The organism is Clostridium collagenovorans DSM 3089 (assembly GCF_900130005.1).
In the GTDB taxonomy this organism is placed as follows: domain Bacteria; phylum Bacillota; class Clostridia; order Clostridiales; family Clostridiaceae; genus Clostridium_D; species Clostridium_D collagenovorans.
Genome location: NZ_FQXP01000012.1, coordinates 1 through 16,135 on the forward strand (window position 1 = coordinate 1; position 16,135 = coordinate 16,135).

Consider the following 16,135-nt stretch of genomic DNA (forward strand, 5'->3'; position numbering starts at 1 on the left):
TAATATCCTTACCTCGAATAACACCATTAATTGCAGCTGTTACAGCAGAAAAATCCTTGTAATCCTCTTTCCTTAAGTCATTGGCTTTTTCAATTACTGCATCTACTTTTGAGTAATCAGCAGGTTTTAATTGAGTATTAATTGCATTCTCGATTGCAATAGCATAACCATTAACAATATCTTGCTCGGTATAATGCTTATCACGCACAACAGCATTAATTGCATCTATTACAGCAGAAAAATTAATGTAGTTATTCATATTTATACTGTATGCTTTTCTAATTGCTTCATCTACTACTGAGTAATTAGCACTCATTAGATATTCTTCATCACATTTAGAATAGCGTAATAAATTTGATGAAGAATTACATCCGCTTTCAATCACATTCATTGTATATGTGCATACTAATTCATTTGATTCATTTATAATAAATGACGGTGGACATGGGAAAACCATTTGATTCTCTTTATATAATTTTTGTGAAAGAAGATCCAATTTACTTTCTTCAAAGTTAACATAGTAGAAATATATATGCTCTTTATTTATCGTTCGAATATCTCCACTTTCATCCATCCACTTTTCATCATCTATTTTCACGTATGTTTTACCGTCAATTATAATTTCACTTTGATATTCACTTGTCGTAAAAGGTTCATACTTCATTGCCGTAAGATATGTTGGGACGCCATTTTGGGATACGATTGTATACCTTGCATCACCCGTCTCAGAAACACCTCCACTCTCAACCGAGCTTAAGACATTGTTTATTGAATAAATCTTATTTTTATTATAGTAGAGTAACATTGAATTATCCGACTCAATTATCGATGAATAAGAATCACCGTCTGTTAAATCAGTCACGGTATTTCCTTTATTTGTAGATATTTTGATGATGCTATCTTTATACTTTTCGGAGAAAAAAGGATAGATTTTTTTAATAACTTTATCAAACATGACATCAGAAATATGCGTGGTTTGATCTACAGATTCTTCAAACATAGTGACTACCTCACCTTTTATTTCAGAAATAGAATAATTCGAAATATAACTACATTCTTTTGCAAAAATCATAGGTACAAGGTTTCCATTAGTAACTTCCGTATTATTTTCTGAGTAAAAAGTATTCGTTTCAGGATTATAATACATTCCTTCTATTCCATATGCATTGGTATCATTTAAAATATTATTACAAACCACCCAAGAAACAAGTATCTCATCCCCAACCTTAGTAATCCTTGGATTATATGTGCTAATATTATCTGACCCATAATAAGAAATATTAGAAATTGGAGGTTTCATTGTTAGTGTAATCGGGTCATAAATCGAAAGACTAATTCGCATAGCACTTGCTATATCATAGCCTATTGGTGATTCAACTAATTTCATAGTTGCGTCTGTCCATGCTATTAACACTTCTTCATTTGAATACAAAAACGGCTCCATATCCCATGTACCATCTTGTTCTATTGCCATTGGTACAGCGAAACTTCTACCATCATAAATAGAATAATATACTTCTGATAAATCGCATTTGCTTGAATCACTATTATCTATGGTAATTGCTAAAATCTCTTTCCCTTCATATTTTGAGTCTGGTAACGCTGCAAGCTTTGCTTCACAATAAAGTGGTACATTCGATAATAAAGTTGTATGTAAAACCCCAATATTTTGTGCCATTGCCGTTTCAGAAAAAATACCTATAAATAATGTGATAGATACAATAAATGTAATAATATTCACTTTTCTTTTTTTCTTAATGCCCATAATCATCCCCCATACTTGATTTAACACTACACTTCAAAATTTATAATATAATCCTATATTTTGTTCTTATTTGAATATTATAACTTAAAATACTGTAATAGTAAATGTAATGAAGATTGTTTATTAGAATAAATATTCTTAGTATTCATATTTATATTTGCAGCTACTCATACAGCAAATTTGCAAGGCGCTCTTGTGATATTAGACTATATAAGTTAAATTGTGTGTAATATAATTTTACATATATAGATTTTATAACATAACCAAATCTCATTATTTATGAGCTTATAGCAATATCTTGAACATATTGCTATCTTAACTAAAGATTATTTTTATTACTTTATAGTACAACCAAAACCCATGTTGGGAACACATAAAAAAAGCCCCTGAGAAGTATGATCCTCTCAAAGACTTAATCTTAAAATAAAATATATTATTTTTCTGGTTTCATTGTTGGGAATAAAAGTACGTCTCTAATTGATGTAGAATCAGTTAAGAACATTACTACTCTATCTATTCCTATACCTAATCCACCTGTTGGAGGCATACCAATTTCAAGTGCATATAAGAAGTCTTCATCAAGTACAAATGCTTCATCATCACCTAATTCTCTTTCTCTTAATTGTTGCATGAATCTCTCTCTTTGAACAACAGGATCATTTAACTCAGAGTAAGCATTACAGATTTCTCTACCATAGATAAATCCTTCAAATCTTTCAGTGAATGCTGGATCATCCTTTTTCTTTTTACTTAATGGAGAGATTTCAACTGGGTAATCGCAAACAAATGTAGGTTGAATCATTTTGTCTTCAGCATATTCTTCAAACATAGCATTTAATACGTCTGCTTTACTACAGTCAGCTAAATCTTTCTTAAATTCTAAGTGTCTTTCTTTAGCTATTACTCTAGCTTCTTCTTCTGTAATTGTATTAAAGTCAACACCTGAATATTCTTTAACAGCGTCAACCATAGTGATTCTTCTCCATGGTGGTGTAAAGTCTATTTCAGTTCCTTGATAATTAACTTTCATTGTACCAAGTACTTGTTGAGCAACAGAAGAAATCATATCCTCAGTTATTTTCATCATGTCATTGTAATCAGCATAAGCTTTGTATATTTCAATCATAGTAAACTCTGGGTTATGTCTTACGTCGATACCTTCATTTCTGAAGTTCTTTCCTAAGTCATATACTTTATCAAACCCAGCAACTATTAATCTTTTTAAGTATAACTCTGTAGCTATTCTTAAATACATATCTATATCTAAAGCATTATGGTGAGTGATAAATGGTCTTGCAGCAGCACCACCAGCTATTGGTGATAGGATTGGTGTTTCAGCTTCCATATATCCTCTAGTATCTAAGTACTCTCTAATTCCTCTGATTATAGCTGTTCTCTTCATTAATGTATCCCTAACTTCTGGATTCATTATAACATCTACTTCTCTATGTCTATATCTTAAATCTGGATCTTTTAACCCGTGCCATTTTTCTGGTAATGGTCTTAATGACTTACAAGCTAATACGAAATCTGTTACTGATACAGATATCTCTCCTCTTTTAGTCATGAACACAGTACCAGTAACACCGATGATGTCACCAATATTTAAAGTTTTGAACTCTTTTAATTTATCTTCGCCAACTTCATTTAATTTGATATATAATTGGATTTTACCCTCTTTGTCATGAAGATCTGAGAATCCAGCTTTACCTTGAACTCTCTTAGACATTAATCTACCAGCTACAGTAACTTCTTTACCTTCAAACTCTTCAAAGTTATCTTTGATTTCTTTTGAATAGTTAGTTACCCCTACTTTGTAAACCTCAAATGGGTCTTTTCCTTGTGATTGTAATTCTTCAAGTTTTTGTCTTCTTTGAAGCATTTGTTCATTTAATTCTTCTTTAGTAGCTTCAACGTTCTCATTTAACTCTTCTGGAGTTAATTGTCTTTCATCTGACATCAAAATTCCTCCTTACTTTATATCCATAACTCTAACTTAAGTATATAATTTATTATCTTTTTATTTCTAAAACTTCGTATTTTGAAATACCATCAGGAATTACAACTTCAATTATATCCCCAACTTTTTTACCAACTAAAGCACTACCTACTGGTGATTCGTTTGATATCTTATCATTTTCTGGTTCTGCTTCTGCTGAACCAACGATTTTATACTCAACTATTTCATCAAAGTCATAATCTTTAACCTTAACTATAGTTCCAATATTTACGATATCACTTTGAATATCTGATTCATCTACAACTTCAGCATTTCTTAACATGTTTTCTAATTGAGTTATTCTTCCCTCAACGAAACCTTGTTCATTTTTAGCTTCATCATATTCAGCATTCTCACTTAAATCTCCGAAAGAAAGAGCAACTTTAATCTTCTCAGTTATTTCTCTTCTCTTAACAGTTTTAAGGAAATCTAATTCATCTTCTAATTTCTTTATTCCATCAGCTGTCATTAAATACTTTTTAGCTTCATTCATTACTATACTCCCCTTCGCCTTCTATTTTCAATATTTTTTCCATATTCTGTATAAATCATTTAAACAATTATAAACCAGTAATATAAAATTGTCAACGAATATAAAACCTATAATTTTTCCTTATATTCATTAAGAGCTTCTATCACTCTATTATAATCATTTTCAGTGTTTACCGCATTTTTTAGTTCTGTACAATTAAGCATTCCTTTTACATAACAAGCTATATGCTTTCTCATTTCTCTAACAGCCTTATACTCTGTATGATATTTTAAAGCTAACTCATAATGCTTTATACACATATCAATTTTTTCTTTATCAGAGGGATAAGTTACTTCTTCCCCCCTCAAGGCTTCATTAATCTGATTAAACAACCATGGGTTTCCCATAGAACCTCTCGCAATTAATATTCCATCACAATTAGTTTCTTCAGTAATCCTTATGGCATCCTGTGCTGTAAATACATCTCCATTCCCTAAAACTGGAATAGATACTGATTCCTTTACCTTTTTAATTATATCCCAATCTGCCTTACCTTCATACATTTGCTCTCTAGTTCTTCCATGTACTGCAACACAATCTACACCAGCATCTTCTAATGCCTTTGCAAATTCAACTGCAGTAGCTGCATCCCTTTCGAAACCTTTTCTGAATTTAACTGTAACAGGTTTATTAGTTACTTTTTTTATTTCTCTAACAATTTCTGCTGCAAGCTTAGAATTTTTCATTAAGGCTGACCCCTCACCGTTTTTTACTATCTTAGGTACAGGGCATCCCATATTTATATCAATAATACAAATATCATCATTATTATTAAAGTAATCTTCACATACCTTTGACATTATGTATGGATCATTCCCAAAAATCTGAACCGCAGCTGGTTTAGCTTTATCTGATACCATCATTAAGGCCTCTGTATTTTCACTGCCATAATATAGTCCCTTTGCACTAACCATCTCTGTATATATAAGCCCACATCCTTGCTCCATGCAAATCTCTCTAAAGGCCACATCTGTTACTCCAGCCATTGGTGCAAGGAAAACATTATTCTCAAAATTTAAATTTCCTATTTTCATATTTACACCTATTATCTATTCTTCTCATATATAACTCTTAGACCTTCTAAAGTTAAATATGAATCTACCTTTTGTATAGTCTTAGATTCCTTTGCCATTAAATTAGCTAAACCACCTGTAGCTATTACTAGTGGTTCTTCATTATCTACCTCAGCCATCTCTTGCTTAATCTTAGCTACTATATAATCTACTTGACCAACATAACCATATATTATGCCCGCTTGCATACTTGAAGCAGTGTTTTTACATATAACAGTACTTGGCTTTATAAGCTTCACCTCTGGTAGTTTTGCAGTCTTTTCAAATAGTGCTTGAGCTGATATCTTTATACCTGGGCAGATAGTTCCACCTAAGTAATCTCCATTTTTAGTTACAGCACAAAATGTTGTTGCTGTACCAAAATCTATTATAATTAAAGCTCTTTTATAAGTATTGTAAGCTGCCACAGCATTTACAATTCTGTCAGCTCCAACTTCCTTTGGATTATCATATTTTATATTAACACCTGTTTTAACACCAGGCCCGACAATCATTGGATGAATACCAAAGTATTTTCTCACCATGTGTTCTAAAGAATACATAACATTAGGTACAACTGAGGAGATTATTACTCCCTCTACCTCTTTTAAATCAAATCCCTTATACTGAAAAAGCTGTAAAACTTGTATTCCGTACTCATCAGAAGACTTCTTAGAATCCGTCGACAGTCTCCAATCTGATATAAGCTTTTCATCTTTATAAAGGCCTAGTACAATGTTAGTATTTCCTACATCCAATACTAAAATCATTTAAATTCACCGCCTCACAGGTCATAAAATAAAAGCAGCTTGCAAGCTGCCTTACTCTCATTAGTCTAAGTTACTTAAAATTAATCAATACTTTAATTTTAACAACTTCACTTTATTTGTCAAGCACTTATATGGTTAATTGTCAAGTGCCTATGCTTAGTTAGAAGTTATAATATTACATCAATTATGTTATTAAGCTCATTCTAAAGACCTAAATTCTCTAAATATCATTTAACATTAATATATTTTTACATTTATTAGTTAACTTTATTCCTTCATAAATAAAAAAACTTATTTTTTTATGAGTTATCAATAAAAACTTACTTTAGCCTAAAGCTTTGATATTTTATCAATGATTATATTACCAAAATAATATTAGATTTTTTCACTATACCATAGTTATTTAGCTTTAGTATTTTATAATAACGCACCATTTAATCTTGTTAATTCACTATAAGGTATATTGGAAGAAAATATCTTCATTATACTTAGAGATAATAGTCATTATAGAATAACTATTAAGATAAATGTAGAGTATTAACTAAAATTTATATATACTAATTTAGTTTTAACAATTTACTATAACACATTAATTTAGTTTTGGCTTCTTAATACTTTATAATAAAGCTACTCTAATCCTATTTAATATACTTAACTTCAACTACTTTAATCGAAAATCAAAGGGTTGCAGAATTATCTCTACAACCCTCAATTAATTTTTACATTCTATAATCAGAATTTATATTAGAATAATCCTACGATTGTTCCATCTTCTAATATATCCATCTTATTAGCAGCAGGTACCTTTGGAAGTCCTGGCATAGTCATTATGCTTCCTGTTAATACAACTATAAATCCTGCACCATTAGAAAGCTTAACCTCTCTAACACTAACTCTAAATCCTGTTGGTCTACCTATTAAAGCACCATTATCAGAAAGAGAATTTTGAGTTTTAGCTACACATATTGGCAACTTATCAAGACCTAATTTTTCAATTTCTCTTATTTGATTTAAAGCAACTTTATCAAAATCTACTCCATCAGCACCATAGATTTCTTTAGCAATAGAGTTTATTTTTTCTTCTATTGCTAATTTTTCATCGTATAATACCTTAAAGTCACTTTCTTTCTTTTCTATAATGTCTATCACCTTATGTGCTAAGTCAATTCCACCGTCTCCACCTTTAGCCCAAACATCTGTTAAAGCAACTTCAACATCTAATGACTTACAGAAGTCTTCAATGAATTTGAATTCTTCTTCTGAATCACTTACAAATCTATTTATAGCAACTACTGGTTTAACACCAAATTTCTTTACATTTTCTATATGCTTTTCTAAGTTTACAATACCCTTAGCTAAAGCTTCAACATTAGGAGTATTTAAATCCTCTTTCTTAACTCCACCGTGATGTTTTAAAGCTCTAACTGTTGCAACTATTACTACACACTCAGGCTTTAACTCTCCATATCTACACTTAATGTCAAAGAACTTCTCAGCCCCTAAATCTGCTCCAAATCCAGCTTCTGTTACAGCATAATCTGAAAGCTTTAATCCCATATTAGTAGCAATTAAACTGTTACATCCGTGAGCTATATTAGCAAATGGACCACCGTGAACTATAGCAGGTGTATTTTCTAAAGTTTGTACTAGGTTAGGTTTTATAGCATCCTTCATTAATAGTGCCATAGCTCCATTGACACCTAGCTCTTTACAGTATACAGGTTCCCCATCTAAGTTATATCCTATAAGAATTCTACCCATTCTTTCTTTTAGATCCATTAAGTCTTTAGATAAACATAAGATAGCCATAATTTCTGAAGCAACAGTAATCATAAATCCATCTTCTCTTAAGAATCCGTTAGCTTTACCACCCATACCAACTACAACATCTCTAAGAGCTCTATCATTCATATCCATTACTCTTTTAAAGCTTATCTTTCTTGAATCAATTCTTAAAGGATTTCCTTGGTGAATGTGATTGTCTATAGCTGCTGATAATAAATTATTAGCTGCAGTTATAGCATGCATATCTCCTGTGAAGTGTAAATTTATATCTTCCATTGGAACAACTTGAGCATATCCGCCACCAGCTGCTCCACCTTTAATACCGAAAACTGGTCCTAAAGAAGGTTCTCTTAAAACTGCAACAGAGTTCTTACCAATCTTGTTTAAAGCTTGGCTTAAACCTATTGTTACAGTTGATTTACCTTCTCCAGCTGGAGTTGGATTTATCGCTGTAACTAAAATAAGATGTCCATTATTTTTTTCACTATTTTTACTTAAAACATCTAAAGAAATCTTACATTTATATTTACCATATAAGTCAATGTCATCTTCGCTTAATCCTAATTTCTCTGCAACTAATCTTACATGTTGCATTTGAGCCTCTTGAGCTATTTGAATATCACTTTTCATATTTAACACTCTCCCTAAAACAAATAATAGTTTGAACCTTTATAAGTGCTTACTACCAAAGTCTATACTTTAAAACATAGACTCACTTTCCTTATGTTCTTTAATAAAAACATCTCTATACTTAATACTTTTAATTTTCACTTTAACGTCACTACTAAAGTAGCCATGTTTATATTATAATACTTTAAAATAGTAAAAGCTATATATAAATCTTAATTTTACGAAAATTTTTATAATTATTGCGTTTTTTATATGTGTATATTCTTGATTTATATTGTTAAGCTCTCTTAAAATTAGAGTTAAGTTGCTTTTCCTATGTTTTTTTAAGTTAATTTCCGAACATTGTCTTGTTTTCTCAATGTTATACTTCTTATTTCCCAGACAATATATATAACTTTAGTAATTTCTTTAAGCCTCATTCTATTCTTTCATTGTATAAGAAAAAGGTGGGATATTATCCCACCCTTTAATTACATGTTATCTTTTTTAGTTACATCATCATCTTCCTTAGAAGATAATGCTTTATTTTCTTCTATACCGAAGTCATTAGCTACTTCATCTTGAGCTTCTTTAAGATTATGAGCAACCTCTGCTTCTTTTCTTAATTGCTCTTGTCTCTCAAGCTCTGCTTCTCTTCTTAATTCATCTTCTCTTTGTTTTAAAGCAGCCATTTTCTTAGCTTCTTTTTCTTCAATGAATTTATCTAGGTCTTTACCTTGAAGTATAGCTTCAAATTCATCACCTTCAAGTTGCTCTCTATCTAATAAAGCCTTAGCAACGCTATGAAGTTGATCAATGTGTTCAGATAAGATAGCTTCTGCTCTTTTATATGCCTCATCACTTAATCTGAGTATCTCAGCATCTATTCTAGCAGCAGTTTCTTCACTGTAATTTCTCTCGTGACCAAAGTCTCTTCCCATGAATACTTCCTCATGTCCTGTGCCGAAAGAAATTGTTCCTATGTTCTCTGACATACCAAAGTCCATAACCATTTTTCTTGCTATACTACTCATTCTATCAATATCATTTTTAGCACCAGTACTAATATCACCTAAGATAATTTGCTCTGCAACTCTACCTCCAAGCAATCCTACCATATCATCAAGAAGTCTAGATTTTGACATATAGCTTCTATCCTCTGTTGGTAGATTCATTGTATAACCACCAGCTCTTCCTCTAGGTATTATACTTATTTGATGTACTGGATCTGAATGATCTAAGTATCTCATTGTGATAGCGTGACCTGCTTCATGATAAGCAGTAAGTCTTCTTTCCTTTTCACTAATGATTCTACTCTTCTTCTGAGGTCCTGCAATTACTCTTGTAGAAGCCTCTTCAAGCTCATCCATTTCAATAACTCTCTTACGCTTTCTAACAGCAAGTAATGCTGCTTCATTCATAAGATTTTCCAAATCTGCTCCTGTAAATCCTGGAGTCTTTTTAGCAACTACCTTTAAATCTATATCCTTAGATAGTGGTTTCTTTCTAGTGTGTACCTTTAATATTTCTTCTCTACCCTTAACATCTGGAGCTCCAACAACAATTTGTCTATCGAATCTTCCAGGTCTAAGTAATGCTGGGTCTAATATATCTGGTCTGTTTGTTGCAGCTATCATGATTATTCCCTCATTACCAGCGAAACCATCCATTTCAACAAGTAATTGGTTAAGAGTTTGTTCTCTTTCATCATGACCTCCACCAACACCAGCACCTCTTTGTCTACCAACCGCATCAATTTCATCTATGAATATTATACATGGTGCATTTTTCTTAGCCTGTTCAAATAAGTCTCTTACTCTAGATGCACCTACACCAACAAACATTTCAACGAAATCTGAACCTGATATACTAAAGAATGGAACACCTGCTTCACCAGCAACAGCTTTTGCAAGTAATGTCTTACCTGTTCCTGGAGGCCCTACTAGTAAAACACCCTTAGGTATTCTAGCTCCCATATCTGTATATCTCTTTGGTTGTCTTAAGAAGTCTACTATTTCAGCAAGTTCTGCTTTTTCTTCTTCGGCACCAGCCACGTCATTAAAGTTTACTTTTTTAGCATCAGGCATCGCCATTTTAGCTTTGCTCTTACCAAAATTCATAACACCTCTTCCGCCACCGCCACCACCAGATTGTTGCATAAACATAAATAGTACAAACATAACAACAACAATAAGTATTATATTAGGTAGTAGTGATACCCAGATTGGAAAACTTTGAGGTTTTAAGTAGTTAATCTTAACTCCATCTAAATTTACTTTATCTAGATATTTGTTTAAATAACCAGTAGAAACAATAGTTTCATATTGAGTTTTTTGCTCATCTTTAAGTTGACCCGTAATTATACTCATTCCATCATCTTCTTGTATAGTTACGCTATCAATCTTGCCATTAACCCAATAAGTATTAAACTTATCAAAGCTTATGTTATTGCTTGTTGGATTACCCTGAAGTAATAACATTAAAGCAAAAATAACCAAGACTAATACAGCAATCCAGGCCGTTGCACTTGAATATTTCTTCATTTAAGGCCCCCCTCTCTATTATTTTGTTTTTAAGATATCACCTTAAAATTCTATCATAATGATTTTTTATTTACAATAATATTAGTAAACATCTTACCTTATATATTATTTATAAACTTCTTCTTTTAATATACCTATGAAAGGTAAATTTCTATATTTTTCTGCAAAGTCAAGTCCATATCCAACTAAGAAATGATCTTCAACATCATAACCTAGATATTTTACATCAATCTCAACTTTTCTTCTTTCATGCTTATTTAATAGGCATGCAATTTCTATACTTTTTGCACCTCTTGATTTAAAGTAACCCATTAAATAATTTAATGTAATTCCTGAATCAATTATATCCTCAACTACAATTACATTCTTTCCTTCAATTTCATAGTCTAAATCCTTTAGAATTCTAACTATTCCTGAACTTTGACTAGAATTACCATAGCTTGAAACAGCCATAAAATCCATATAACATGGTATTTCAATTTCCTTTAATAAATCAGCCATAAACATAACAGAACCTTTAAGTATTCCTACACATACAACTTCTTGCCCTCTGTAGTCCTCACTGATTCTCTTACCTAATTCTCTTGCCTTACTTCTAATTTGCTCTTCTGAGTATAATACTTCTTTAATATCAGATATCATTATTCCCTCTCCTAATCTCGACTCTTAGTATTTTATTGCTTTCTTCAGTAACTTTGAATTTATTGCTAATTCTATCCCCAATAATCCAAGCAATTTCATTATCTATGCAAAGAATTAACTTATTATTTCTTTCTTCCCTAGGAACCTTATTATCTATGAAGAATCGATTAAGCTTTTTGCTACCCTTCATACCTAAAGGCGTAAAAACATCTCCCTCCTTAGGGTATCTTAAGAGAATATTAGTCTCTTCTTTATCATCAATAGCTAAATATTTTTCATCTTCATCCTTAGACCTTTTAAAACTTCCCTTCTTAACCAAGCTTGCTTTAATATAAGCATCTATAGCTTCAATATAGACTTCTTCATTAATTGGTAAAATATATTCTTTAGGTCTATTAGACTCCGACTTTTCTTTTTCTACATATACATGAATATTTCCATAAACATTCTCTACAATAACTCCCCTCGGAAGAACACATCTCTTCCCTGTTGAAAGTTTCTGAATATTTATAACCTCATTTATATGGGTGCTTTCAAAATTGTTTAAATCTCCTACAACTTCTTTTAAGGTATGCCTTAGAACTCTGTTGATAATAGCCTCATGTTCCATAAACATATCACTTTTTATTATAACTGTTTTTCCAGTAGTATCACAATATTTTTTATACTTTTCCAAAGAAAGATTTTCTAAAAAATCATTTTCTACCCTAATTAAAGAAGATGTTCGATTTAATGTAGATATTATATCACTATTAAAGTTTTCTTCAATATAAGGAATAAGTTCTAATCTCACTTTATTCCTACTATATATATTCTCCAAATTAGTCTTATCAATTCTAGGATTTAATACAAACTCATCACAATAAGCCTCTATATCCCTTCTATTAATCTCTATTATTGGTCTTATATATTTATTATCTCTTACAGGCCTTATTCCTACAAGCCCTTCTAAGCCTGCTCCTCTCATAATCCTCATTAAAACCGTTTCTGCTTGATCATTATAATTATGTGCAAGTGCTATTTTATTAGCTCCAACCTCACTTGCTACCTCATCAAAGAAATCATATCTAGCCTTTCTTCCCGCAGCTTCACAAGATAATCCTGTTTCTTCACATAATTTATGTACATTAATTCGTTTTGAGAAAAATGGTACAGACAAGGATTCACTAATCTCTCTTGCATAATCTTCATCTAAGTTTGCATCTTCCCCTCTAAGACAATGATTAACATGGACAGCATAAATGCTTATACCTAGTTCATCCTTCAAATTACTTAAGACATGTAATAAGCAAACTGAATCTGGTCCTCCTGATAAAGCAACAATAACTTTATCACCTGTACAAAGCATATTATATTTTTTTATGGTGTTCAAAATTCTTTCTTTCAAACCCTGCATCTCCTAGTTTATTTTTTATACAGTACAGTATATTATATCATAAATAAAATCAATTATATTATTAGTAATAATAACTTAATATTATTTTAATATATTTCTTTTAAATTATATATGTACAATCTTAATCTATACTTAGTCTTATAAATAACATAAGTTCCTCTTATCTTTTATTTTTTCAAGAGTAACGCCATCTAAAATAACCTCTTATAAATAATATAAGTTGCTCTAACTTTTCATTGCTTACAAAGCACACAAATACATCTTTCAATAATATTTATTTAATTTAATATACCACTAATTTTCAAGCAATACATTATATATATTCAAAAGAATGTAAAATATTATTCATAATCAAAGTATACATTACAGTATTATTATAAATATGTCAAAATCTATTTTTTCATAAATAAAGCCCATACATCAACTTAATTTTATGTATGGGCCTTAGTATACTAAAACAACCTATTTTAAAGCTTTTACACTTATTAGTGTATTCATAATTTCAACTCATAATATCAACCCTAATTTCAGGTTTTCACTCCCCTTACTCTAAAGCATATACCTTAGAAACTAAAACAGTCATATCATCTTTAATCTTATACTTACTTAATTTCATTGCCTCATCCATTAGAGCATATGCTAAGTCTTTAGGATCATTGAAATTGTTATTTTTCAAATACTCACTTATCCACTTATCCCCTTCTTCATTTTGATCACAATCAGAAACTCCATCACTCATCATAATTAAAAAATCACCATTTTTAAGCATCTTTCTTTCTATCTCAATATCTGCCTCTTCTAAAACCCCTATAGGTAAGCTCTTAGACCTGACTATAGAAATATTGTTAGCAGACTTAATAAATGTTGAAACCGAACCAACTTTCACAAACTCAGCTTCTCCAGTATTCAAATCAATATTAGCTAAGTCCAAGGTCGTAAACTTCTCTTCTTCATCAAACCTCATGGTCATAATAGAATTTACCACATTAATAGCAGTTACCTTATCAAAACCCGACTTCATGAAATCATTAACCAATTGAACCGCTGCCGAACTCTCTCTACTTGCTTGAGGGCCTGACCCCATACCATCACTTAATACACATAAATAAGATCCATCATTTAAGCCACCATAATTGAAAGTATCTCCATTACATTTTTCACCCTCTTTACATTTAACAGATGCGTAAGTCGATACATAAAACTTAGGCGCTTGTTCAAAGGTAAATTCATAAATATTTTTGCTATAATCCACATTGCACTTGTCATTTGATATGCACATATCAATTCCTGTAGCCTTACATATAAGTGGTAAAATAGCTTTAATTACAATATCCTTATTTCTACAATTCTTAATACTAACTTTAACAACTAAGGAGCCTACTTTATTTTCAAAAGAAAATACATCCTCATAATTTATATTAGACTTATCTAAAATTCTCCTTATATCTTGTTCAACCTTAGTATTAATAGTTATATCCTTGGAGAAATCCTCCCCTATATTTTTTATTATCCCCGATATATTAATTATTTGATTAGAAAGAAGCTCCCTTCCTTCACACAAACTCAATCTCTTCATTTCACTTAACATATACTTTGTTATAATGTCCTCAGCATTTCTAAGTAATGCATTTCTATGAGTACATTTTCTTTCTATTTCATTTGGTACTATATGATTATTTTCCTGTAAATTTTGAATTAATTCTCCAAAAGCAGAATAGGTATAATGTATTTCCCTTTTCCAACACAAATGATTCATATCACAATTACTGCATACCCTATCTGCTAAACACTGCACCAGAGCCGAACTCTTATTCCTCATACCTAACTTATCATTTTCTATAAGATTATTAAGTACTCCTGACATATTAGTAAGTAATCCTGAAAAATCTTCTAATTTATATGCAAACATCTCTTTAACCTTGTCCACATATTCGTCTGTCAAATTAACCGTCTTTTTATCAGCATTTAAATCTAAAGCTAATTTTCTATAATGTTTATTGCTTATACATACAAAAATTAAACCGGCAACTCCAGCTTCAATAAGTGAAAAACCTCCCACTTCCAATAAATATATTTTCAATATCAAAAATACTACTATAAAACCAATAGCTGATACCCACTTACTTACATCCTTAAAAATTCCTGTTATGAGTCCACATATAGAATACATACTTATATATGCAACCATATTATTTGTACACATACCTGCAACTATGCCCATCGCTACCCCTGTAGCTGCACCTACTGAGCTACCACATATATAACTAACTATTGCTATAGATGCTAAAGCAAATATATTCATTAAAGATATTCCTGCTATTTCAATTCCCCAAGTTCCAGCAACTATAAGTGATAATAATATTCCCATACTTATAATTTCTTCATTATTGAAAAGGTGCTTCGTGTTAAGTTCCTTTATTCCCATTATGCCATTGTCTAAGACAAAGCATATTGGGACAATGAGCGTAATTTGTAATAAAGCACTAAAGGCTGAAACCTGTAATCCATAACCACTAATTAAGAAATTACTCAATAAAAACTCTAAGAAAATAGCTGTTCCTAAAATAAATATTCTTTTTTTCTTTTCTAAATGTCTACCTACTATATATTGAAAAGCTAATGTTGTTGCTAAGGCTATTATATATAATCCCAGATATTCAGATTGTCCAATTAATGATAAATATCCAAGAACACCACCCATTGTAACAACAATACTTGATACACTACTTGTATATGATGTAATACACATAAGCATGGCAACTCCAAAAGGAGCCATATTATTAATAAGCTTGACTCTAGTTACTAATAACATTACTGAAAATAATACTATGTATTTTAATCCCGCTTTTACACCTTCATTATTCTTTCCCTTTGATACATTTTTTTTACCTTCCCTTTTGTAAGGTAATACTTCCACTCCATATTGCATTTATGTTATCCCCCATATCATCTTTACTTTAAGATAATTATAGCAAGGCTCAGTGGAAATAATTGTAATTTATTGGATGTAGTTTAGAAGTTTTTAAAGACACCATATTACTT

10 protein-coding genes are annotated in these 16,135 nt (G+C 30.9%); all 10 read right to left on the reverse strand.

Annotated features, from left to right (window positions below; genetic code table 11):
• A partial coding sequence (locus tag BUA48_RS13115; protein ID WP_341465252.1) for a hypothetical protein occupies positions 1–1,765 on the reverse strand: 1,765 nt, incomplete at its 3' end.
• 433 nt (positions 1,766–2,198) lie between these two features.
• Positions 2,199–3,725 (reverse strand): lysine--tRNA ligase, encoded by a 1,527-nt coding sequence (lysS, locus tag BUA48_RS13120; protein ID WP_072832527.1) that lies wholly within the window; start codon positions 3,723–3,725, stop codon positions 2,199–2,201.
• A gap of 52 nt (positions 3,726–3,777) precedes the next feature.
• Positions 3,778–4,257, reverse strand: a complete 480-nt coding sequence (gene greA, locus BUA48_RS13125) for a transcription elongation factor GreA (protein ID WP_072832528.1) — start codon at positions 4,255–4,257, stop codon at positions 3,778–3,780.
• A gap of 107 nt (positions 4,258–4,364) precedes the next feature.
• Positions 4,365–5,330, reverse strand: coding sequence for a tRNA dihydrouridine synthase DusB (gene dusB / locus BUA48_RS13130; protein ID WP_072832529.1), 966 nt, complete (start codon positions 5,328–5,330; stop codon positions 4,365–4,367).
• An 11-nt stretch (positions 5,331–5,341) separates the two neighbouring features.
• Positions 5,342–6,118 carry a type III pantothenate kinase gene (locus BUA48_RS13135; RefSeq protein ID WP_072832530.1) on the reverse strand — a complete coding sequence of 259 codons (777 nt, stop codon included), beginning with the start codon at positions 6,116–6,118 and terminating at the stop codon, positions 5,342–5,344.
• A 744-nt stretch (positions 6,119–6,862) separates the two neighbouring features.
• Complete coding sequence (locus BUA48_RS13140) at positions 6,863–8,533, reverse strand: formate--tetrahydrofolate ligase (RefSeq protein WP_072832531.1); 1,671 nt, start codon at positions 8,531–8,533, stop codon at positions 6,863–6,865.
• A 470-nt stretch (positions 8,534–9,003) separates the two neighbouring features.
• Complete coding sequence (ftsH, locus tag BUA48_RS13145) at positions 9,004–11,055, reverse strand: ATP-dependent zinc metalloprotease FtsH (RefSeq protein WP_072832532.1); 2,052 nt, start codon at positions 11,053–11,055, stop codon at positions 9,004–9,006.
• A gap of 105 nt (positions 11,056–11,160) precedes the next feature.
• Positions 11,161–11,697: a hypoxanthine phosphoribosyltransferase gene (hpt, locus tag BUA48_RS13150; protein WP_072832533.1), complete on the reverse strand. Its 537-nt coding sequence runs from the start codon at positions 11,695–11,697 to the stop codon at positions 11,161–11,163.
• Complete coding sequence (gene tilS, locus BUA48_RS13155) at positions 11,687–13,084, reverse strand: tRNA lysidine(34) synthetase TilS (protein WP_072832534.1); 1,398 nt, start codon at positions 13,082–13,084, stop codon at positions 11,687–11,689. The genes hpt and tilS overlap by 11 nt, the downstream gene beginning before the upstream one ends.
• Before the next feature lie 553 nt (positions 13,085–13,637).
• Positions 13,638–16,022 carry a stage II sporulation protein E gene (gene spoIIE, locus BUA48_RS13160; protein WP_072832535.1) on the reverse strand — a complete coding sequence of 795 codons (2,385 nt, stop codon included), beginning with the start codon at positions 16,020–16,022 and terminating at the stop codon, positions 13,638–13,640.
• Positions 16,023–16,135 lie beyond the last annotated feature (113 nt).